Annotated in this window: 18 protein-coding genes; 9 read left to right on the forward strand and 9 right to left on the reverse strand. The window is 69.8% G+C overall.

What is annotated here, in order from left to right:
• Positions 1 to 183: 183 nt before the first annotated feature.
• Entirely contained in the window at positions 184 to 1,500 is a 1,317-nt protein-coding gene (locus MT347_RS11005; RefSeq protein WP_243501042.1) for a site-2 protease family protein, read from the reverse strand.
• Between the two features lie 109 nt (positions 1,501 to 1,609).
• Between MT347_RS11005 and MT347_RS11010 the strand changes: the two genes are divergently transcribed.
• Positions 1,610 to 3,268, forward strand: a complete 1,659-nt coding sequence (locus tag MT347_RS11010) for a Mur ligase family protein (RefSeq protein WP_243501044.1) — start codon at positions 1,610 to 1,612, stop codon at positions 3,266 to 3,268.
• A 310-nt stretch (positions 3,269 to 3,578) separates the two neighbouring features.
• On the opposite strand, the gene dxr is transcribed toward MT347_RS11010, so the two are convergent.
• Positions 3,579 to 4,661 (reverse strand): 1-deoxy-D-xylulose-5-phosphate reductoisomerase, encoded by a 1,083-nt coding sequence (gene dxr / locus MT347_RS11015; protein WP_243501046.1) that lies wholly within the window; start codon positions 4,659 to 4,661, stop codon positions 3,579 to 3,581.
• A 9-nt stretch (positions 4,662 to 4,670) separates the two neighbouring features.
• The gene (locus MT347_RS11020) at positions 4,671 to 5,681 is read right to left on the reverse strand and encodes an FKBP-type peptidyl-prolyl cis-trans isomerase (RefSeq protein WP_243501048.1); all 1,011 of its coding nucleotides are present in this window, start codon (positions 5,679 to 5,681) and stop codon (positions 4,671 to 4,673) included.
• A 114-nt stretch (positions 5,682 to 5,795) separates the two neighbouring features.
• On the opposite strand from MT347_RS11020, the gene MT347_RS11025 reads away from it, so the two are divergent.
• The 4 genes from MT347_RS11025 to dhaM all read left to right on the forward strand — a co-directional run bounded on the left by MT347_RS11025 (position 5,796) and on the right by dhaM (position 8,947).
• Positions 5,796 to 6,497, forward strand: a complete 702-nt coding sequence (locus MT347_RS11025; protein WP_243501136.1) for a 1-acyl-sn-glycerol-3-phosphate acyltransferase — start codon at positions 5,796 to 5,798, stop codon at positions 6,495 to 6,497.
• A gap of 91 nt (positions 6,498 to 6,588) precedes the next feature.
• A complete protein-coding gene (gene dhaK / locus MT347_RS11030; protein ID WP_243501050.1) occupies positions 6,589 to 7,584 on the forward strand; it encodes a dihydroxyacetone kinase subunit DhaK in 996 nt (331 codons plus the stop codon).
• Positions 7,581 to 8,219, forward strand: a complete 639-nt coding sequence (gene dhaL, locus MT347_RS11035; RefSeq protein WP_243501052.1) for a dihydroxyacetone kinase subunit DhaL — start codon at positions 7,581 to 7,583, stop codon at positions 8,217 to 8,219. The genes dhaK and dhaL overlap by 4 nt, the downstream gene beginning before the upstream one ends.
• Positions 8,216 to 8,947 carry a dihydroxyacetone kinase phosphoryl donor subunit DhaM gene (gene dhaM, locus MT347_RS11040; protein WP_243501054.1) on the forward strand — a complete coding sequence of 244 codons (732 nt, stop codon included), beginning with the start codon at positions 8,216 to 8,218 and terminating at the stop codon, positions 8,945 to 8,947. Before dhaL ends, dhaM begins: the two co-directional genes overlap by 4 nt.
• Before the next feature lie 147 nt (positions 8,948 to 9,094).
• Here dhaM and MT347_RS11045 read toward each other — a convergent pair whose 3' ends face one another.
• Positions 9,095 to 10,060, reverse strand: a complete 966-nt coding sequence (locus MT347_RS11045; protein ID WP_243501056.1) for a sugar-binding transcriptional regulator — start codon at positions 10,058 to 10,060, stop codon at positions 9,095 to 9,097.
• Between the two features lie 110 nt (positions 10,061 to 10,170).
• On the opposite strand from MT347_RS11045, the gene MT347_RS11050 reads away from it, so the two are divergent.
• The 3 genes from MT347_RS11050 to glpK all read left to right on the forward strand — a co-directional run bounded on the left by MT347_RS11050 (position 10,171) and on the right by glpK (position 14,361).
• The gene (locus MT347_RS11050) at positions 10,171 to 11,889 is read left to right on the forward strand and encodes a glycerol-3-phosphate dehydrogenase/oxidase (RefSeq protein WP_243501058.1); all 1,719 of its coding nucleotides are present in this window, start codon (positions 10,171 to 10,173) and stop codon (positions 11,887 to 11,889) included.
• A gap of 123 nt (positions 11,890 to 12,012) precedes the next feature.
• Positions 12,013 to 12,768, forward strand: coding sequence for an MIP/aquaporin family protein (locus MT347_RS11055; protein ID WP_243501061.1), 756 nt, complete (start codon positions 12,013 to 12,015; stop codon positions 12,766 to 12,768).
• A gap of 81 nt (positions 12,769 to 12,849) precedes the next feature.
• Positions 12,850 to 14,361, forward strand: coding sequence for a glycerol kinase GlpK (glpK, locus tag MT347_RS11060; RefSeq protein ID WP_243501063.1), 1,512 nt, complete (start codon positions 12,850 to 12,852; stop codon positions 14,359 to 14,361).
• A 223-nt stretch (positions 14,362 to 14,584) separates the two neighbouring features.
• Here the strand turns inward: glpK and MT347_RS11065 are convergent, their stop codons facing one another.
• The 3 genes from MT347_RS11065 to MT347_RS11075 all read right to left on the reverse strand — a co-directional run bounded on the left by MT347_RS11065 (position 14,585) and on the right by MT347_RS11075 (position 16,717).
• Positions 14,585 to 15,865, reverse strand: a complete 1,281-nt coding sequence (locus MT347_RS11065; protein ID WP_243501065.1) for a type II toxin-antitoxin system HipA family toxin — start codon at positions 15,863 to 15,865, stop codon at positions 14,585 to 14,587.
• The gene (locus MT347_RS11070; RefSeq protein ID WP_243501068.1) at positions 15,862 to 16,161 is read right to left on the reverse strand and encodes a helix-turn-helix domain-containing protein; all 300 of its coding nucleotides are present in this window, start codon (positions 16,159 to 16,161) and stop codon (positions 15,862 to 15,864) included. The genes MT347_RS11065 and MT347_RS11070 overlap by 4 nt, the downstream gene beginning before the upstream one ends.
• A gap of 85 nt (positions 16,162 to 16,246) precedes the next feature.
• Positions 16,247 to 16,717, reverse strand: a complete 471-nt coding sequence (locus MT347_RS11075; RefSeq protein ID WP_243501069.1) for an OsmC family protein — start codon at positions 16,715 to 16,717, stop codon at positions 16,247 to 16,249.
• A gap of 126 nt (positions 16,718 to 16,843) precedes the next feature.
• On the opposite strand from MT347_RS11075, the gene MT347_RS11080 reads away from it, so the two are divergent.
• Entirely contained in the window at positions 16,844 to 17,824 is a 981-nt protein-coding gene (locus MT347_RS11080) for an asparaginase (RefSeq protein ID WP_243501071.1), read from the forward strand.
• Between the two features lie 17 nt (positions 17,825 to 17,841).
• Here MT347_RS11080 and MT347_RS11085 read toward each other — a convergent pair whose 3' ends face one another.
• Positions 17,842 to 19,374 (reverse strand): APC family permease, encoded by a 1,533-nt coding sequence (locus MT347_RS11085; protein ID WP_243501073.1) that lies wholly within the window; start codon positions 19,372 to 19,374, stop codon positions 17,842 to 17,844.
• 63 nt (positions 19,375 to 19,437) lie between these two features.
• Positions 19,438 to 20,211: a PP2C family serine/threonine-protein phosphatase gene (locus MT347_RS11090; protein WP_243501075.1), complete on the reverse strand. Its 774-nt coding sequence runs from the start codon at positions 20,209 to 20,211 to the stop codon at positions 19,438 to 19,440.
• Positions 20,212 to 20,278: the final 67 nt, after the last annotated feature.

The following is a 20,278-nucleotide window of genomic DNA, read 5'->3' on the forward strand; positions in this document are numbered from 1 at the left end:
ATCGACCTCCGGGCCCCGGCCTCCTGCGTCGTGTCCCTGCGCCATGCCGCTCCCGGGCGAATCCGCCCTGACATCACGTGTGACAGGACGCGAGATCCTGGAGGGGAAGAAGGCCGACGCACCGGTCCGATGGGCCGACGGGTCGAGAGGTTACGCGTCGGGGTTGCGGACCGGCCGCCATCTCTAGAGCAGCTGCACCGGGTTGAAGACGTCGGCGAGGAAGAGGATGCCGCCCATGCCGATCAGCAGCACGACGACGACGAAGGTCACGGGCACGAGCTTGGTGGCATCCACGGGCCGTGCGACCTTGCCGCGCAGGCGCGCGAACCAGCGCTTGAGGCCGTCCCACAGCGCCACCACGACGTGTCCGCCGTCCAGGGGCAGCAACGGGATGAGGTTGAAGACGAACAGCGCGATGTTCAGCGCGGCGAGCAGACCGATGATCGACTGCACGCGCGCCAGGATGGGGGCGTCGACCGCGGCGAACTCGCCCGCCAGACGGCCCGCGCCCACGACGCTCAGGGGTCCGTTCGGGTCGCGCGGCTGACCGGTGACGAGGTCGGCGGCGGTGTCGTAGATGCGCACCGGCAGTTGCGTCATGATCTGCGCGACCGCGCCGACCTGCTGGATCGTCGCCTCGGGGCCGACCCAGATCGGCTGCGGCTCGAGGGCCTGCTGCGCGAGGAGCCCGGCGAACCCCACGCTCTCGTACTCGGCGACGCCCGCGGCGTCGATCACCGGTCGGCCCTGGTCGTCGGTGACGGCGCGATCGGTCCGCGCCGGGGTCACGGTGACGGTCTGGCGGGCCCCGTCACGCTCGATCACGACGGGGAGGGCGCGGCCCGGGGCGTCCCGGATGATCGCGGCGGCCTCGGCGAACGTCGACACGGGCGTGCCGTCGACCGAGACCACGACATCGCCCGGCAGGATGCCGGCGGCGGCGGCGGGGGCCACGGGGTCGGCGGCCGTGCAGTCCGTGCGCTCCTCGCTCGCGGGGATCACGCATTGCGACACCGAGGCGACCGTGGTGGTGGCCGTTGCCACACCGATGCCGCTGACGGCGATGGCCGAGAGCAGGAACGCCAGCAGCAGGTTCATCACGGGACCGCCGAGCATCACGATCACGCGCTTGTAGACCGGCAGCTTGTAGAACACGCGATCATCGGCGGCGATGAGGGTCTCGGCGTTGGCGTCGCGCGCATCCTGCACCATCGTGGCGAAGAATCGCGACCGCCTCCGGGACGGCTCCTCCCCCTCGGGCGCCGGCGGGTACATGCCGGCCATGGAGATGAATCCGCCGAGCGGAAGCAGCTTGAAGCCGTACTCCGTCTCCCCGATGCGCTTGGACCACAGAGTGGGTCCGAAGCCGATCATGTACTGGCCGACGCGGACGCCGAAGAGTTTGGCGGGCAGCAGATGCCCGACCTCGTGCAGGGCGATCGAGACGGCCAAGCCGATCACGAGCACGAGCACGCCGATGAGGAAGGCGATCGCGGTCACCCGGCGACCCTACCGCCGCTCGGCTTCGAACGGCCCGTGCGGCGTCGATGCGGCGACTGTGCGGCGCCGATGCGAGGTCTGTGCGGCGCCGGATGAGACAATGGATGCGATGCCGACCGACGCGCCCTCGAACCTCCCGCCCGTGCTCCGGCCGGAGCGACCGCCCCGCCGCGATCTCGCGGAACTGGCCCGACGCTTCGGCGTTCGCAGCATCGGCGATGTGGAGGGGACGACGCTCACCGGCATCACCCTCGCCACCGCCGACCTTCGCGCGGGTGAAGCGTTCGTCGCCATCCGCGGCGTCAATCGGCACGGCGCCGAGTACGCCGCCACGGCCGCCGAGCGCGGGGCAGTCGCGGTGATCACCGACGACGCCGGCGCCGCGATCGCGGCATCCGCGGGTCTTCCCATCGTCGTCGTCGACGACCCTCGCGCGTCGCTGGGCGACCTGTCGGCGTGGGTGTACGGCACCGGTGTCGACGACGACCTGCCCCAGCTCTTGGCCACGACCGGCACGAACGGCAAGACGAGCGTGTCGCACCTGCTCGAGGGCATCCTCGGCCAGCTCGGCGTCGTGACGGGTCTGTCCTCGACGGCCGAGCGGCACATCGCCGGCGACGTGATCGTGTCGCGTCTGACCACTCCCGAGGCATCCGAGTTCCATGCACTGCTCGCGCTCATGCGCGAGCGGGGTGTCGAGGCCGTCGCGGTCGAGGTGAGCGCCCAGGCCCTCACCCGCCATCGCGTCGACGGGCTCGTCTTCGACGTCGCGGGCTTCACCAACCTCACCCACGATCACCTCGACGACTACGCCGACATGCGCGAGTACTTCGAGGCGAAACTCCCGCTGTTCCGTCCCGATCGTTCACGCCGTGGCGTGGTGTGCCTCGACTCCGCATCGGGCATTGAGATCGCTACGCGGGCGGAGATCCCGGTCGTCACGATCGTCACCCCGGCGATCGCCGAAGACCACGCGGTCGAGACCGACTGGACCGTCGACATCGTCGACGAGCGTCAGGAGGGCACCGAGTTCACGCTCCGCTCCCGCGACGGGCGCCGTCTGACGACCGTCGTGCCGGTGATCGGTCGTCACATGGCCGCCAATGCCGGCCTCGCCATCGTCATGCTGCTCGAGAGCGGCTACGCGTGGGAACGCCTCGTCGGAGCGCTCGACGGCGGCCGGATCGACGCTTCTCTTCCCGGACGCACGCAGCTCGTGTCCGGTCCCGACGGCCCCGCCGTCTACATCGACTTCGGCCACTCCCCCGACGCGTTCGAGAAGACGTTGGCCGCGGTCCGCCGGGTGACCCCCGGAAAAGTGGTGATGGTTTTCGGCGCCGACGGCGACCGCGACGCCACCAAGCGCCACGACATGGGCCGCACCGCCGTCATGGGCAGCGATGTCCTCCTCGTCACCGACCACCATCCCCGGCACGAGGACCCGGATGCGATCCGCGCGGTCCTCGTCGAGGGCGCGCGCCGCGCCCGACCCGACGCCGAGATCCACGAGTTCACTCCGCCCGAGCGCGCCATCCTCGAAGCGGTGAAGCTCGTCGGCGAGGGTGACGCGATCCTCTGGGCGGGGCCCGGGCACCAGGACTACCGCGACATCCGCGGCGTCCGAACCCCCTACTCGGCACGTGAGCTCTCGCGGCGCGCGCTGCGCGCGGCCGGATGGCCCGTGCCCGATCCCCAGTGGCCGGTGCCGTATCCGGGCGACCGCACGCCGTCGTCCGACCCCGAGCGCCCGGTCGACTTCCCCGCCTGAGGCGCACCCGCCTCATCCGCGCGGATTGCCGCGACACAACGCAGGAGATTCGCCGCACCACCGCGCCGATGTGCGGCCCGACCGGCTCCAACCGACGGACCTCCTGCGTTATGTTCAGCCCTGGCCCGCCAGCGCAGCCGCAGGACTACTCGCCGACCGACCACCGCACGCCCGGTCGCCCGCGCCGCGGTGCGGGACACAACGCAGGAGAACACGTCACCGCGCTGCGCCGAGGTGATCACCAGCCGACCCCGCCTCCGAAACTCCTGCGTTGTGTCCCGGGCGACCGGCCGACGGGCCACGCCCGTACTCAGCGCGCGGCGATGATCCCGTCGGCCGTGCGCCGTGCCCAGGCCTCCGCGTCGGCGAGCGATTCACGGCTGAGGGCGGTAGGCGGTTCGTGACGGTCGACGACGCGCTCGATGAGCTCGACGATGTCGAGGAAGCCCAGGCGCCCCTCGTGGAACGCGTCGACGGCCTGCTCGTTGGCGGCGTTGAACACCGCGGGGAACGTCGCCCCCGCGCGTCCCACCCGCTTCGCGAGGGCGACCGAGCCGAAGGCCTCCTCGTCGAGCGGCTCGAACGTCCACTGCGACGCGCGCGTCCAGTCGAGCGGGGCGCCCACGCCGCCGATGCGGTGCGGCCAGTCGAGGCCGAGGGAGATGGGAAGGCGCATGTCGGGCGGTGACGCCTGCGCGATGGTCGACCCGTCCACGAACTCCACCATGGAGTGCACGATCGACTGCGGATGCACCGTGACATCGATGCGGTCGTAGGCGACGTCGAACAGCAGGTGCGCTTCGATGACCTCGAGGCCCTTGTTCACCAGGGTGGCCGAATTGGTCGTGACGACACGGCCCATGTCCCAGGTGGGGTGGGCGAGCGCTTCGGCGGGGGTAACGTCGACGAGCTGTTCGCGGGTGCGTCCTCGGAATGGACCCCCGGATGCCGTGAGCACCAGCCGCCGCACCTCATGGGCCTCACCGGAACGCAGGGCCTGCGCGATCGCCGAGTGCTCGGAGTCGACGGGCACGATCTGACCGGGCGCGGCGAGCGCGGTGACGAGATCGCCGCCGACGATCAACGACTCCTTGTTGGCGAGGGCGAGCGTGCGCCCCTCCTCGAGCGCGGCGATGGTGGGACCGAGTCCCACCGAGCCGGTGATGCCATTGAGCACCACGTCTACCTCGACGTCTCGCACCAGCTGTTCCGCCTCGACGGCGCCGAGGGCAACATGCTCCACCCGGAACGCCTCGGCCTGCGCCTCGACCCCCGCGCGGTCGGAGCCGGCGGCCAGACCGACCACGTCGAAGCGGTCGGGGTTGGCACGGATGACGTCGAGCGCCTGCGTCCCGATCGAACCGGTGGAACCGAGGATGAGGACGCGGCGCATGCCGTCAGCCTACTGAGCGGCTTCGGGGGCGTGCTGCACGCCGAGGATGTCGACGACGAAGACGAGCGCGGAGTTGGCCGGGATCGTGCCGGTCTCTTTGTCGCCGTATCCGTCGGCGGCAGGGATCACCGCGACGACCTGCGATCCGACCGTCTGGCCCTCCAGGGCCTTCTGGAACCCGGGCACCACGCCCGTCGTCGAGAACTGAGCGGGCGTGCCGGCGTCCCAGCTCGAGTCGAAGACCGTGCCGCCGTCGTAGAGGACTCCGGTGTACTGCACGATCACGGTGTCGCCCGGCTGCACGACGTCACCGTCGCCCTTGATGAGGTTCTCGACGCGCGTCTCGCTCGGCACCGGGGAGCTGGGCACCGTGATGGTGGGGGCGCCGTCGTCGGCGAGGGTCACGGTGGGCATGCCGTCGACGGGAGCCACCTCGGCGCCTTCGGCGCGCGTGGGCAGTTCTTCGATGGCGTCCGCGACGAGCACGAAGGCGGGCGATCCCTCACCGAGGGCGCCGGCCGGGAACGAAGACACCGTCCGCGAGCCGATCGTCGCGCACTGCAGCGAGGCACCGAAGATCTGCTGCGGCGAGATGAGCGTGTCCATGCCGTCGGGAGCCGACTCCATCGACCGCAGCTGGACCTCACCGCTGGCCGCGTCGATGAGGGTGAAGGTGGCCTTCAGCACGTCACCGGCCTGCACCTGCTCGCCGGATCCCTCGATCAGCGTGGTGCGCTGCAGATCGGCGGGGGCGTAGGCGTCGGGAAGGGTGACGTCGACCGCCGACTGGAACTCTCCCGAGACCGTGAGTCCGTCGGGCGCGGGGGCGTCTGCGAGCGGGCTCTGGCACTGGCCGTCGGGCGTCTGCGTCGCGGCATCCGGGGTCTGCGCCTGGTCGGGCGAGCCGGAGCACCCCGCCAGCAGCAACGCGGCGACGGCGGCGACGGACAGGGAAGCGATCGGGCGGAAGCGCACAGCAGACCTCTCGAAGGGGGTGGGGAAGACTCCATCTTGGCGCATTCCGCTTTGCCGAGGCTGGGAGTCCCCATGCGCGCGCGGGTATGCGGCGGCGAGTAATCTCGTCGGGTGAGTTCCGACCTGCCCGCCGACCCCCCCGCAGCACGGCCGCAGCAGATGGGCGCCACTTACCTCCTCGGGCGCTCCCTGATCGCGCCCCTCGCCCGCGCCGTCTACCGACCGCGCGTGGAGGGCCGCGAGAACGTTCCGCGTACCGGCCCCGTGATCTTCGCCAGCAACCACCTGTCGTTCATCGATTCGATCGCCATCCCTGTCGCCGCGCCTCGACCCGTGCACTTCATGGCCAAGGCTGCGTACTTCGACAAGTGGGCGTCGCGGCAGTTCTTCACCGCGATCGGCGCCATCGGGGTCGAGCGCGGGGCGGGCCAGAAGGCCCTGGACGCCCTCGACCAGCAGCGGGCCCTGCTCGAGGACGGCCGGGCGGTGGCTCTCTATCCCGAGGGCACGCGCTCGCTCGACGGCCGCCTGTACAAGGGTCGCACCGGCGTCGCCTTCCTCGCGCTGCAGACCGGCGCTCCCGTCGTGCCCGTGGGCCTCATCGGCACCGACGCCGTCATGCCGGTCGGCGCCAAGTTCCCGGCGACGAAACCGCGGATCACGGTGCGCTTCGGAACGCCTCTCGATCTGTCCCCGCACGGCCCCGCATCGTCCGGCCGCGCCCGCCGCGGCGCCACCGACGAGATCATGGCGGCCATCCATGCGCTCAGCGAGCAAGAACTCGCCGGCGCGTACAACGAAGCCCCCGCGCAGAACCCGATCGAACGCATCAAGCAGGTCCTCCCCCACGAGCGCCTCTGACGCCGCCGCGCACCCTTGACGCGACGCCGGGCGACGAGCATCGTCAGGAGTGCGACGGCCCGCGCCGTCGACGCCACGACGAGGAGGCACCGTGAAGAAGTTCGTGAACGACCCGGAGAACGTGCTGGCCGAGGCCCTGCGGGGCATCGAGGCCGCCTATCCCGAGCTGAGAGTGGATGCCGCGAACCGCGTCATCTCCCGCGCGGAACCGACGCGCGCCGGCAAGGTCGCCCTGGTGTCGGGCGGAGGCTCCGGACACGAACCGCTGCACGGCGGCTTCGTCGGACGCGGCATGCTCGACGCCGCGGCCGCGGGTGAGGTGTTCACCTCCCCGACCCCCGATCAGGTGCTCGCGGCGACCCAGGCCGTGGATTCCGGAGCCGGAGTGCTGCACATCGTGAAGAACTACACCGGGGACGTCCTGAACTTCGAGATGGCGGCCGAGCTCGCCGCCGACGAGGGCGTCCAGGTCGAGTCGGTCGTCGTCGCCGACGACGTCGCCGTGCAGGACTCCACCTGGACGGCCGGTCGCCGCGGCACCGGCACCACCGTCATCCTCGAGAAGATCGCGGGCGCTCTAGCCGAGGAAGGCGCCGACCTGGCGGCGGTGGCCGCGTTGGCGCGGCGCGTGTCCGCGGCGGGCCGCTCGATGGGTGTGGCGCTCACCAGTTGCACCGTCCCCGCGGCGGGGCGGCCGACGTTCGAGCTCCCCGACGACGAGATGGAGGTCGGGGTCGGCATCCACGGCGAACCGGGGCGGTCGCGCGTGAAGCTGGCATCCGCCCAGGAGATCGCCGCGCTCATGGTCGACCCGATCGTGCACGACTTCGGCGAGCCGGTGGGACCGGCCATCGTGCTGCTGTCGGGCCTCGGCGGCACGCCCCTGATCGAGCAGTACCTGCTGTACGGCGAGATCGCGCCCCTGCTGGCGCAGGCCGGCGTCGAGGTGGAGCGGGTGCTCGTGGGCGACTACATCACCAGCCTCGATATGGCCGGGGCCTCGCTCACGGTGGTGAAAGCCGATGCCGAGATGCTGCGCCTGTGGGATGCACCGGTCGTGACCCCGGGCCTGCGGTGGGGCGCATGAGCGGCGCCGTCTCGACGGACGACCTCGTCGCCTGGATCCACGCGTTCCGCGATGCCGTGCACCAGCACCGGGATGAGTTGACGCGGCTGGACTCCGAGATCGGCGACGCCGACCACGGTTCGAACATGGCGCGCGGGCTCGATGCGGTGGTGGCCAAGCTGGATCCGGCCCCGGCGAGCGCACCCGAGCTGTTCAAGACCGTCGGCATGACCCTCGTCTCGTCGGTCGGCGGCGCCAGCGGGCCCCTGTACGGGACGCTGTTCCTGCGCATGGGCCCGGCCCTGTCGTCCGACGACCTGGATGCCGCCTCGCTCGGCGCCGCCCTCCGCGCGGGGGTCCACGGCGTCATCGCCCGCGGCAAGGCCGAGCTCGGCGACAAGACCATGATCGACGCCCTCGCGCCGGCCGTCGACGCGTGGGACGCCGCGGTGGGCGCCGGCGCGGCCCCGGTCGAGGCCGCCCGCGCTGCCGCGGAGGCCGCCGCGCGCGGCCGCGACGCGACCGAACCGCTGGTCGCCCGCAAGGGGCGTGCGAGCTACCTCGGCGAGCGCAGCGCCGGGCACCTCGATCCGGGGGCCACCTCGGCGACTCTGCTCCTCGAAGCCCTGCGCGACACGCTGGCGGGTACCGAGTGATCGGCATCGTCGCCGTCTCGCACAGCCGCGCCCTGGCCGAGGCGGCGGTCGAACTCGCTCTGGAGATGGGCGGCGCGCAACCGCCGGTGGTGCAGGTGGCCGCCGGCGGACCCGACGACGATCTCGGCACGGATGCCGTGGCGATCGCGTCGGCGATCGATGCGGCCGACTCCGGGGACGGCGTGCTGGTGATCATGGACCTCGGCTCAGCGCTTCTCAGCGCCGAGACGGCGCTCGAGTTCGTCTCGGCGCCCGAGCGTGTGCGGCTGAGCCCCGCGCCGTTCGTGGAGGGACTGGTCGCCGCCGTCGTCACCGCCGCCGGCGGAGCCGATCTCGACGCCGTCGCGGCCGAGGTGGGGAGCGCGGGCGACGCCAAACGGCGTCAGCTCGGTCACACCGACGTCCCGGCGTCCCCCACGGAAGAAGGCGCCGGCGCAGCGTCCGGTAGCGGTGAGCAGTCCTTCGACGCCGTCATCACCAACCCGTCCGGCCTGCACGCCCGGCCCGCGGCGACGTTCGTCAAGGCCGCGTCGCGTCACGACGCCGACGTGCGCCTCGTCGATCTGACGGCGGGCTCCGACATCGTGTCGGCGCGCAGTCTGCTCGCTCTCATGGCGCTCGGCGTGCGTCAGGGCTCCCGCGTGCGGGTGAGCGCGAGCGGCCCCGAGGCGACGGCGGCGCTGGATGAGCTGCGCACTCTCATCGACGACGGCTTCGGAGAGCGCTGAGCGTCCGCAACGCCGCGAACGCGATCCCACCGCGCCGGGAGACACCGTCCCCGCGGCCCCACAGGCCGGTCGCGGTCGTCGGCCGCCGCGCGCTGCGTCGATGCCCGGCTCGGTCGCCGAGGCCGGTGCCCCGGCCGGTCGCCGACGTCAGCGGGTGATGCTGAGGAGGCGCCGCGCGAGGGCCTCCTCCACCACGAGTTCGGTGATGAGCCCGGCGGCGAGCGCCCCGCGCAGTCCGTCGAGCTTCGACAGGCTCGACACCACGCAGAAACGCCGTGGGATGCGGCGGACGGTGTCGAGGTCGGGCCCACTGGAGCGGGCGTTGAGTTCGGGGATGTCGCTCGACCCGTCGGCCCGGTAGAACACCGTCGCGCAGTCGCCGACGATGCCCTCCCGCTCGATGACCGCACGGTCGCGCTCGTCGAAGTAGTCACCGCTGTACACGTGCGACGGAACGTCGGCGTGGGGGGAACCCAGTCCGAAGACGAACAGCCCCACCCGCTGCTGGATCTCCAGCACCGACCGCACCGAGCGCTCCCGCCACATCGCCTGCTTGGTGCGCGGGTCGTCGAAGAGGGCGGGCACCGGGAATTGGTGCACCGACGACGACCACGCGGTGCCGAACTTCGACAGGATCTCCCCCGCGTACGGGATGCCGGAAGTGCGCACGTTCGCGGCGCCGTTCATCTGCACGATATGGGTATCGTGCACGTCTTTGAGCGGCACGTGCCGGGCCACGGCGGACAGCGTCGACCCCCAGGCCACCCCGACCGTCATCGACGACTCGACGCGCTCGGCGAGGATGCGCGCCGCGGTGAGCGCCGTGCGCTCCAGTCGCTCGGCCTCGGAGGTGCGCGCAGGGGTGGGGACCACGTGCGCCGTGATGCCGAAGCGGTCGGCGATTCGCTGGGCCATCTGACCGCGCGCGTCATCCGGCGGACTGATCGAGATGGTGACCAGCCCTACGTCGCGGGCGTGCTGCAGAAGACGCGAGACGGATGAGCGCGAGACGCGCATCTCGTGCGCGATGGCATCCATCGTCAGGTCCTGCATGTAGTAGAGCTGCGCGGCGCGCAACGCGTCGCGGGAGCGCTCCTCCGCTTGAGTCGTCATGGTCGCTTCGCCTCCATAATCCCCATTCTGCACGTTTGTTCAAGGGGCTTGCAACAACGTGCAGAGGGGCGCATCCTCGTCTGTATCCACAACGAAAGGTCGCAGTCGACATGTCGTCCCCCGCTACTCCGCTCCGCGCCGATGTGCAGGCGCTCCGCGACGCCGAAGCCCTCGACGTCCTGATCATCGGCGGGGGCATCAACGGCCTCGCCACTCTTCGCGACCTCGCCCTGCAGGGCGTCCGGGTCGCCCTCGTCGAACGCGGCGACTTCGTCTCCGGGGCGTCGTCGGCGTCCAGCCACATGGTGCACGGCGGCATCCGCTACCTCGAGAACGGCGAGTTCCGCCTCGTCAAAGAGGCCGTCACCGAGCGCAACGATCTGCTCAAGACCGCCCCCCACTACGTCAAGCCGCTCGAGACGACGATCCCGATCTACAAGACCTTCTCCGGCATCCTCTCCGCTCCCTTCCGCCTGCTCGTCACCCACGGGCGCGGCAAGCCGAACGAGCGCGGTGCGCTGCTGATCAAGGTCGGCCTGATCATGTACGACACGTTCTCGCGCGACGGCGGATCGGTTCCGCGTCACACCTTCCTCGGCAAGAAGAAGTCGCTCCAGGCCCTTCCGAAGCTCAACCCCGACCTCGCCTACACGGCCACTTACTTCGACGCGTCGATGCACGACCCGGAGCGCATCGCCCTCGACGTGCTGCGCGACGGCATCGAAGCCGGCGGGGGACGCGCACAGGCGGTCAACTACGTCTCGGCCGTCGGCGCCGACGCCAACGGCGTCCGCGTGCGCGACGAGGTCTCGGGCGAGGAGTTCAGCGTCACGGCGAAGGTCGTGCTCAACACGGCCGGCCCCTGGACCGACCTCGCCAACACGGCGATGGGTGTCCCGACCCGGTTCATGGGCGGGACCAAGGGCTCGCACATCGTGCTCGACAACCCCGAGTTGCTCGCCGCGACCGGTGGTCGCGAGATCTTCTTCGAGCACTCCGACGGTCGCATCGTGCTGATCTACCCGCTGAAGGGCCGCGTCCTCGTGGGAACGACCGACATCGATGCCGACCCGGCGAAGCCCGTGGTGTGCACCGACGACGAAATCGCCTACTTCTTCGACCTGATCGGGCACGTGTTCCCCACGGTCGAGGTGGACCGCTCCCAGATCGTCTACACGTTCTCCGGCATCCGTCCGCTCCCCCGTCACGACGACACCGCGCCCGGCTTCGTGTCGCGCGACTACCGGATCGTCGAGGACGAGATCGCGGGCGTACCGGCGATGAGCCTCGTCGGCGGCAAATGGACCACCTTCCGCGCCCTCGCCGAACACCTCAGCATGAAGACGCTGCAGAAGCTGCGCCGTCCGCACCGTGTCAGCACGCAGAGCCTGCCGATCGGCGGCGGCGCGGGCTTCCCGGCCACTCCCGAGCAGCGCCGTCGTTGGGTCTCCGCGCGCACGAATGCGCATCCCGCCGATCTCGTGGATGCCATGCTCGAGCGCTACGGCACCCGGGCCGACGTGATCCTCGCCGCTCTGCCGACCGAGCCGACGCCGATCCCCGATGCTCCCGGTTACTACCGCGAAGAGCTCGCCTGGATCGCCGAGAACGAGCAGGTCGTGCACCTGATCGACGTGCTGCTGCGCCGCACGCACCTCGCTTTCGTCGGCGGAATGACCGATCGCACCCTGCGCGAGGTCGCCGAGACGATCGCGGCTCCGCTCGGCTGGGACGCCGATCGGGTCGACGAGGAGGTCTCCCGCACCACCGAGATCCTCCGTGCATCGCACCGCGTGGACCTCGCCCAGGCCGGAGTCGCTCGAATCTGAGAGAACGTGCGGGCGCGCCGTCTGTTGCGCGCCCGCACCCCGGTCGTAGGTTCAGACCACTGAGCCGCATAACATCACCCGCGCCGAAGTTGTCCGGGTGACCGAAGAAAGGTCGATGACGACATGCAAGAAGTCAACTTGGGGCTGTACTTCCTCTCAGAGGTGGTCGGCACCGCGATGCTCATCCTGTTGGGTTGCGGCGTGGTCGCGAACGTGGCCCTGGCCAAGACCAAGGGCAATGCCGGCGGCACGCTGATGGTCAACTGGGGATGGGGCCTGGCGGTCTTCGCCGGTGTCATCGTCTCCGCCTACTCGGGCGCACAGCTCAACCCCGCCGTCTCGATCGGCCTCCTCGTAGCCGGCAAGATCGCCTTCGTCCAGTTCCTCGTGGCCGTCGCCGCGCAGATGGTCGGCGCGATAATCGGTGCCGTGCTGGCGTGGGCCTCGTACAAGCAGCACTTCGATGACGAGCCCGATCCCGCCGCCAAGCTCGGCGTCTTCTCGACCGGGCCCGCGATCCGCTCCTACGGCTTCAACTTCCTCACCGAGGTCATCGCGACCTTCGTCCTGGTCTTCGTGATCTTCGGCTTCAGCGACTACGGCGTGGCCGACATCGGCGTCCCGGGCGGTATCGGCGGTCTCGCAGCCGTTCCCGTGGCTCTGCTCGTGGTCGGCATCGGCGCCTCGCTCGGCGGCCCCACCGGGTACGCCATCAACCCGGCTCGTGACCTCGGTCCCCGCATCGCCCACGCCATCCTCCCCATCAAGGGCAAGGGCGGCAGCGACTGGGGCTACGCCTGGGTCCCCGTGGCCGGCCCCCTCGTCGGTGGTCTGCTCGCGGGCCTGCTGGCGCCCGTGCTGCTCGGTCTCGGCGCATAACACTCCCGCGGGGGTGTCAGCCGACGCCCCCGCCCCGCCCATCCTTCACCTCTTCCACTGAACAAGACAAAGGAGTCCTCCATGGCCGACTACGTCCTCGCCATCGACCAAGGCACGACCTCGACGCGCGCGATGATCTTCGACAAGTCCGGGAGCGTCGTCTCCGTCGGACAGAAGGAGCACGAGCAGATCTTCCCGCGCGCAGGGTGGGTCGAGCACGACCCCCTCGAGATCTGGCGCAACACCCAGGAAGTGATCGGCCTGGCCCTCAGCCGTGCCGACATCACCCGCCACGACATCGCCGCCGTCGGAATCACCAACCAGCGCGAGACCGCGGTGGTCTGGGACAAGAACACCGGCAAGCCCGTCTACAACGCCATCGTCTGGCAGGACACCCGCACGCAGTCGATCGTCGACCGTCTCGCCGACGGCGACCCCGAGCGCTACAAGAGCATCGTGGGTCTGCCCCTGGCCACCTACTTCTCAGGCACGAAGATCGTCTGGATCCTCGAGAACGTCGACGGCGCCCGCGAGAAGGCGGATTCCGGCGACCTCGTCTTCGGCACCACCGACTCCTGGGTGCTGTGGAACCTGACCGGCGGCATCGACGGCGGTGTGCACGCGACCGACGTCACCAACGCCAGCCGCACGCTGTTCATGGACCTCGAGACCCTCGCCTGGCGCGACGACATCCTCGCCGACTTCGGGGTGCCCCGCTCGATGATGCCCGAGATCCGCTCCTCCTCCGAGGTGTACGGCGCGGTCGAGTCGTCGTCGTTGCTGCGGGAGACGCCGATCGCCGGCATCCTGGGCGACCAGCAGGCCGCGACCTTCGGTCAGGCCGCCTACGACCCGGGCGAGAGCAAGAACACCTACGGCACCGGTAACTTCCTCATCTTCCAAACGGGTGAGGAGATCGTCCGCTCGAAGAACGGCCTGCTGACCACCCTCGGGTACAAGCTCGGGGACGAGCCCGCGCACTACGCGCTCGAGGGATCGATCGCCGTCACCGGCTCGCTCATCCAGTGGCTGCGCGACCAGCTCGGCATCATCTCCTCGGCCCCCGAGGTGGAAGCCCTCGCCCGCACCGTCGACGACAACGGCGGGGTGTACTTCGTCCCGGCGTTCTCGGGGCTGTTCGCGCCGTATTGGCGCCCCGACGCCCGCGGCGCGATCGTCGGCATGACGCGCTTCGTCAACAAGGGCCACATCGCCCGCGCCGCCCTCGAGGCCACGGCCTTCCAGACCCGCGAGGTGCTCGAGGCCGTCAACGCCGACTCGGGCGTGGACCTCACCGAGCTCAAGGTCGACGGCGGCATGACCGCCAACGACGAGCTCATGCAGTTCCAGGCCGACATCCTCGGCGTGCCGGTCGTGCGTCCCGTCGTCGCGGAGACCACCGCCCTCGGCGCCGCCTACGCCGCGGGTCTCGCCGTGGGGTTCTGGGACAACCTCGACGATCTTCGCGCCAACTGGCAGGAAGACAAGCGCTGGGAGCCCAACATGGACGGCGACGAGCGCGATCGCGAACTGCGCTTGTGGAAGAAGGCCGTCACCAAGTCGATGGACTGGGTCGACGACGACGTGCGCTGACCTCGCGCTCCGAAGAACCCCGTCGGCCTCCGCCGGCGGGGTTCTCCCTTTCCCGGGCGGGGCTTCCTCGCACTCGGCGATCCGCGCATTCAGCACCGTCGGATCCCGGATGCCACGGAGGAGGCGCAGATCCCCGACACCTGCGGCGCCGCGCCCAGGTCCCTGAGCGTGTCGAGGGACCGGACCTGCGAGGAGTGCCCGGTCTCACAGTGGGTTCGCTCCTTCAGCTCCCGTCGGACGCGGCAGCGTAGGCGCGAGCGCGCTCTCGGTCCGTCGGGTCGAAAGCCGGCCACATCGCCTGAATCTCGGCATCCGGGATTCCGAACCCGTGAGCCACGTCTTCCCATCTGTCCACGACGGCGGCGATCGACGCCAGCATTCGGGCGGCATCCGGCCGGCGCAGTTCGAAGGCGTCCGCCGCATCGAGGAGCTCCCCGATGTCGCGCTCGCCTGGAACGGAGCGGTCACTGATCAGCCGGGACTGGACGAGCCCGCGCTGCACGCTGGGATTCACATCGAACAGCGGAGACAACAACCACCCTCGTTCCGATCGCAGGAATCCGTGATTCCGCCAATGGTCGTCGACGTTGTTCACGAAGATGGTCAGGGCGATCCGTCGGAAGAGTTCGTGCAACTCCGTCCGCGGGGACGCAACCAGTTCGCTGAGGCTGTCGGCGAGGTCGAGGTACGACAGATCGGTGCCGGTGCGATGAGTGCCGAGCTGCATCGCTGACGCGGCCGACATGTATCCCCTCCGGGCCCCGTCGGCGCCGCGGTCGAATCGTTCGAGCAACAGCACCGCCTTGCGGCCCTCACCCGCCGCGATCGAGAACGGGGGAACGCGCATCCCCGCCTCCGCGGCGAGGTGCAGCGCAACCGCCTCCCATCGTTCGACGTCGATGTCACCGTCCTTCGAATGGGGAAGCTTGGCCAAGCCGAGCCGCCCCCCGTCGAGCATCACGTTGGCCTTCGGACGCGCACCCCCGGGACTGGTGGCGACGCCGTTCAGGTACGCGATGTCCTCGTCCGTGGCCTCGTGTGCCTCGTATCGCCGGGAGGCCGCGAGAATCCGATGCAGCTCGTGTATGTCGGCAGCGCCGTCGACGGACGAGAGCCACTCTTCCGAGCCGACGGGCCGCAGGCGCAGCGCGCCCAGGCGAGTGGCATCCGAGACGCCGAGCAGGTAGTCGAACTCGCTGATACGCGGCAACCGCTCGCCGCTCGCCCTGGCCGCCCGCTCTCGCGCGGCATGAAGGATTCGCTGACCCCACTCGTCAGGAGACGCGTCCGCGAACGCGCCGAACAAAGTGGTGGAGTCCGGCGACCACAGACGACCCGGTTTCAGCGGAAGGTCGGGTGACAGCGCGTACCCCGATGTCAGATACGACGCGTCGTACTCGAAGGATGACGACGCCAGCGCCGCGCCCTGATAGGAGGGCCGGAGGATACCGACCAAGCGGAGCGCCGAGTCCTCGTCGAGGTGGACCTCGACCCCTCCGGTCACAGCCGCCCTCCCGCGGAGATGATCCCGTCGATGCGGGCACGCGCCGCGTCGCTGTTGTGCGGATCTGCAGCGCGGACGACGGTGTCGGCGATTCCCAACGCGCCGAGAACCGCGAAGAGGCTGTCCACTCGCACGGCCCCCGTCCCCTCCTCCAGGTTCTTCAGCGTCTCCCGCGTCACGGAGGCGCGCTCGGCGAGAAGGCTGGCACTCCACCCGTTGACTTTCCGCCACAGACGGAGATGAGCACCGAACTGCCGGAGTTCTCGCTCGCGCTTCACCGACCGACGAAGAACCATGTCGCACCTTCTTTGCTAGCTATACCTGCCAGATTACGTCCAGAATGCAAGGTTTAGCTAGCAAATGGCGTGATAAGACTCACGCTCAGCCGACAGTGATCTCCGGCTCGTGTCGCACGGGGAAGTTCACCGAGTTCGCGATGAAGCACCACTCGCGCGCCTGTCGATGCGCCGCGCGGGCGGCATCCACCATCGACTCGTCCGCGACCCGCACGCGGGGGCGCAGCATCACCTCGGTGAACGCTCCCCCGCTGTTGCCGTCCTCCTGCATCGTGCCGGTCGCGTCGTCCTCGTACGCGGTGACGACGACGCCGGTCGTGGTGCACGCGTGTAGGTAGGACAACAGGTGACACTCGCTGAGGGCCGCGAGCAGCAACTCCTCGGGGTTCCACTTGGCGGGGTCGCCCCGGAAGGGTTTGTCGGCGGATGCCGCGATGGCGGGCTTCCCGTCGACCTCGAGGGTGACGGCGCGGTCGTAGTCGCGGTAGCCGCTGGTGCCGCTCCCCCGGTCGCCGGTCCAGGTCGAGCGCAAGCGGTAGTGATGCTCTCCGTTCATGCCCCCAGTCTGGCGCCCCCACCACCGGATCGGGCCGCTCCGTCCCCTGATCGGGCCGCTCCGTCCACCCGGGCTCGCCCGGGACGCCACGGATGCCCGAGGAGGCCGCCGAGATACCATGGAGGGATGCCCACGCCCCCCGCTTTCGCCGAGCTCGCCGTCGTCGACCGCAACGGTTTCATCGAATCACGGCACCACGGTGTCGCGGTGGTGCTCGCCCCGGACGGGGCGGAGAAGCTCACCCTCGGCGACGCGACCGCCGCGTTCCTCCCCCGTTCGAGCATGAAGCCCCTCCAGGCTCTCGCGTGCCTGTCGGCCGGGGTCGAGCTGGCCGACGAGCGCCTCGCGATCTCGATGGCCAGTCACTGCGGCACCGATCGGCACGCCGAGGTGGCCCGCGGCATCCTGCAATCGGGCGGACTGACCGAGGACGACCTGGGTTGCCCCGCCGCGTGGCCGACCGACACCGCGTCGCGCGACGAGCTCGTGCGCGACCATGGCGCACCCTCGCCGCTGCGCATGAACTGCTCGGGAAAGCACGCCGCCATGCTGCTCACCTGCGTCGCGAACGGGTGGGCCACCGAGGGGTACCTCGACGCGCAGCACCCCCTGCAGGTGCACATCCGCGAGGTGATCGAACGCCTGGTCGGTGAGCGGATCACCACCACCGCGATCGACGGCTGCGGCGCCCCGGTCTACGCGATGAGCCTTGTGGGGCTGGCTCGTGCCATCCAGCGCATCGCCACATCGTCGGAGCGCTCGCCCTTCGCGTTGCACCGCAGCGCCGGCACCCTCGTACGCGCCGTGCGCGAGCACCCGTGGACCATCGACGGCCCGGGTCGACCCGACACGGTCGTCATCGAGCGTCTCGGCGTCTTCAGCAAGATGGGCGCCGAGGGCGTGCAGGTCATGACGGCGCCCGACGGCACGACCGTGGCGCTGAAGATGCTCGACGGCTCGAACCGCGCGGGTCACGTCGTTGCGCTGCGTCTCCTGGAGCGCGTCGGAGCGCTCGCGCCCGAGGCCGTCGCCGACGTCGCCGCGTATCTGTCCCTGTCAGTGCTCGGCGGCGGCCACGAGGTCGGCGCCATCCGTTCCGCCGTCTGAGGGCGACGGCCCGACTCTCAGATGCCGCCGTCCACCGATCGGGGGTAGGCGATCGGCTCGTCGGGCACGAGCACCGCGGTGTCGCGGTTGAGGCTCTCGCCGCGGAAGAAGGGCTTCGACCCGGGGAACGCGAACCAGATCAGCATGAGCAGGACACCGACGGCGAGCGCTCCGATACCCATGACGAAGGTCCCCCCGATTCCGAGCAACTCGGAGTCGCCGTAGCCGGTGTCGTACATGTCGATCGCCGATTGTACGAAGGCGAACGTGAGCATGAGGGCTCCCAGAAGAGGCAGGACGCCCCGCGTGACGAGGTTTCTCGCGGAGTCGAACAACTCACGACGGTAGTACCAGACGCAGGCGTACCCGGTCATCGCATAGTAGAAGGCGATCGCGAGACCGAGCGACAGGATCGAGTCTTGCAGGATGTTGTCGCTGATGATCGTCATTCCCACGTAGTAGACGCTCGCGACGATCCCCATCACCAGGGTCGAGAACGCGGGCGTCCGGAAGCGGGGGTGCACTGTCTGGAAACGACGGGGCAATGCCTTGTACGCCGCCATCGAGAGCGTTCCGCGTGCGGTGGGAAGGATGGTCGTCTGCGTCGACGACACCGCCGAGATGAGCACCGCGACGATGAGCACCCACCCGAAGGGCCCGAACAGATCATCCTTCAGCGCGAGGAACACGTCGTCGGCGTTCTCGGGGTTTGCCAGGCCCGTGCCGTCCTCGCCCACCCCGGCGTACATCATGGCCGCGACGGTCACCGTGACGTAGGTGCCGAGGAGGATCACGGTCGTGAGCAGAGCCGCCCGACCGGGGATGCGTTTGGGGTCCTTCGTCTCCTCATTGAGGGCCAGACAGGTGTCCCAGCCCCAGTAGATGAACAGGGCCAGCAGCACCGCCTCGGTGAAACCGCTCCAGTCACTGAACCCGAAGGGGTTGAACCACGCGATGTCGAACGGGGTCGGGTTGGGCGCCGTGCCGTCGAAGAACCTCCACAGCGCGAGCACCACGAACAACACGAGCACCAGGTACTGCACCGCGAGCAGGACGTTCTGGATCCGCTCGCCGATCTCCACCCCGCGGTAGCTCACGTAGGTCATCGCCGCGATGAACGCGACCCCCGTGGCCGTGACCAGCGGCACGTTCTCCGCGAGGGATCCGTCGCCGATCACGGACCAGAGGTAGATGCCCGCGATCTGCGACAGGTTCGCCAGCACCACCATCCCGGCGACGGCGACGCCCCACCCGCCCATCCACCCGATCCACGGACCGAACGCCTTGGTGCTCCACGTGAACGTCGTGCCGCAGTCGGGCACCTCGTTGTTCAACTCGCGGTAGGCGAAGGCGATGAACAGCATCGGGATGAAGGCGATGATGAAGGCGATGGGGGCCGAGGCGCCCACGGCGAGGACGACGAAACCAAGGGTGGCGACGAGCGAGTACACCGGCGCGGTGGATGCCAGGCCGATCACGGTCGAGCCCCACAGTCCCAGCGTGCCGGTGGCCAGGCCCTTACCGGCCGTGCGTTCGGGTGCGACGGTCATGTGCTGAACGTAGGTTCCCCGGCCCACCGCGGTCAAGCGCGGAGTTCGGGCAGTACGGCTGCGTCAGGCGTCGCGGCGGACGACGTCGAGGATCACGATGGTGATGTTGTCGCGGCCGCCATTCTCGAGCGCCGCGGCCATCATGGCCTTGACGGCTGCAGCCGGGTCGGCGTTGGCCTCGAGGAAGTGGCGGATGCCGAAGTCGGTGAGCTCTTTCGTGAGACCGTCCGAGCAGATCACGAAGCGGTCGCCGTCGAGCACGTCGAGACGCAGGTAGTCGGGCTTGACACTGTCGCTCGGCCCGACGGCACGGGTGATCACGTTTCCGTACGGGTGGTTCTCGGCCTCTTCGGGGCTGAGGCGGCCAGCGGCGATCAGCTCCTGCACGACGGAATGATCGGTGGTGACCTGCACGATCTCTCCGTCGCGCAGCACGTATACCCGCGAGTCGCCGATGTTCAGCGTGACCCAGTGCGGTTCTTCGGTGTGGGTCTCGAGGTAGACGCCGGTGAGCGTCGTCCCCGTGCCCTCGTCGGTCGTCTCGGGGTGCGCGGTGATGTCTTTCACCGCGCGCGACAGCGCTTTTTCGATGTTCTTGGTCGAGACAGCGCCACTGTCGACGACGGCGCGGAGACGGTCGACGGTGCTGGCGCTGGCGATCTCGCCGCCGAGGTGTCCGCCCATCCCGTCGGCCACGACGAAGAGGGGGTACTCGGCGAGGACCGCATCCTGGTTGACCTCGCGACGGCGGCCGGTGTCGGTGCCGGCGGCCCACGACAGGTCCAGCGTCATCTGACCCAGCGGAACGCTCCGCGTGTGAGTGGTCACCTCGGGCACGAAAGATCCTCCGGTTGGCCGACGACGTCGCCGGCGAAAGCGCACGGCCCTGTCATCTTAGTAGACG

The organism is Microbacterium sp. VKM Ac-2923 (genome assembly GCF_022815605.1).
In the GTDB taxonomy this organism is placed as follows: domain Bacteria; phylum Actinomycetota; class Actinomycetes; order Actinomycetales; family Microbacteriaceae; genus Microbacterium.

Excerpts from the sequence above, each read along its gene's own strand:
- MT347_RS11010 (WP_243501044.1), top strand. The coding sequence starts at position 1,610 with ATGCCGACCGACGCGCCCTCGAACCTCCCGCCCGTGCTCCGGCCGGAG.
- dxr (WP_243501046.1), bottom strand. The coding sequence starts at position 4,661 with ATGCGCCGCGTCCTCATCCTCGGTTCCACCGGTTCGATCGGGACGCAG.
- MT347_RS11020 (WP_243501048.1), bottom strand. The coding sequence starts at position 5,681 with ATGCGCCAAGATGGAGTCTTCCCCACCCCCTTCGAGAGGTCTGCTGTG.
- MT347_RS11025 (WP_243501136.1), top strand. The coding sequence starts at position 5,796 with ATGGGCGCCACTTACCTCCTCGGGCGCTCCCTGATCGCGCCCCTCGCC.
- dhaL (WP_243501052.1), top strand. The coding sequence starts at position 7,581 with ATGAGCGGCGCCGTCTCGACGGACGACCTCGTCGCCTGGATCCACGCG.
- MT347_RS11045 (WP_243501056.1), bottom strand. The coding sequence starts at position 10,060 with ATGACGACTCAAGCGGAGGAGCGCTCCCGCGACGCGTTGCGCGCCGCG.
- MT347_RS11050 (WP_243501058.1), top strand. The coding sequence starts at position 10,171 with ATGTCGTCCCCCGCTACTCCGCTCCGCGCCGATGTGCAGGCGCTCCGC.
- MT347_RS11055 (WP_243501061.1), top strand. The coding sequence starts at position 12,013 with ATGCAAGAAGTCAACTTGGGGCTGTACTTCCTCTCAGAGGTGGTCGGC.
- glpK (WP_243501063.1), top strand. The coding sequence starts at position 12,850 with ATGGCCGACTACGTCCTCGCCATCGACCAAGGCACGACCTCGACGCGC.
- MT347_RS11070 (WP_243501068.1), bottom strand. The coding sequence starts at position 16,161 with ATGGTTCTTCGTCGGTCGGTGAAGCGCGAGCGAGAACTCCGGCAGTTC.
- MT347_RS11075 (WP_243501069.1), bottom strand. The coding sequence starts at position 16,717 with ATGAACGGAGAGCATCACTACCGCTTGCGCTCGACCTGGACCGGCGAC.
- MT347_RS11080 (WP_243501071.1), top strand. The coding sequence starts at position 16,844 with ATGCCCACGCCCCCCGCTTTCGCCGAGCTCGCCGTCGTCGACCGCAAC.
- MT347_RS11085 (WP_243501073.1), bottom strand. The coding sequence starts at position 19,374 with ATGACCGTCGCACCCGAACGCACGGCCGGTAAGGGCCTGGCCACCGGC.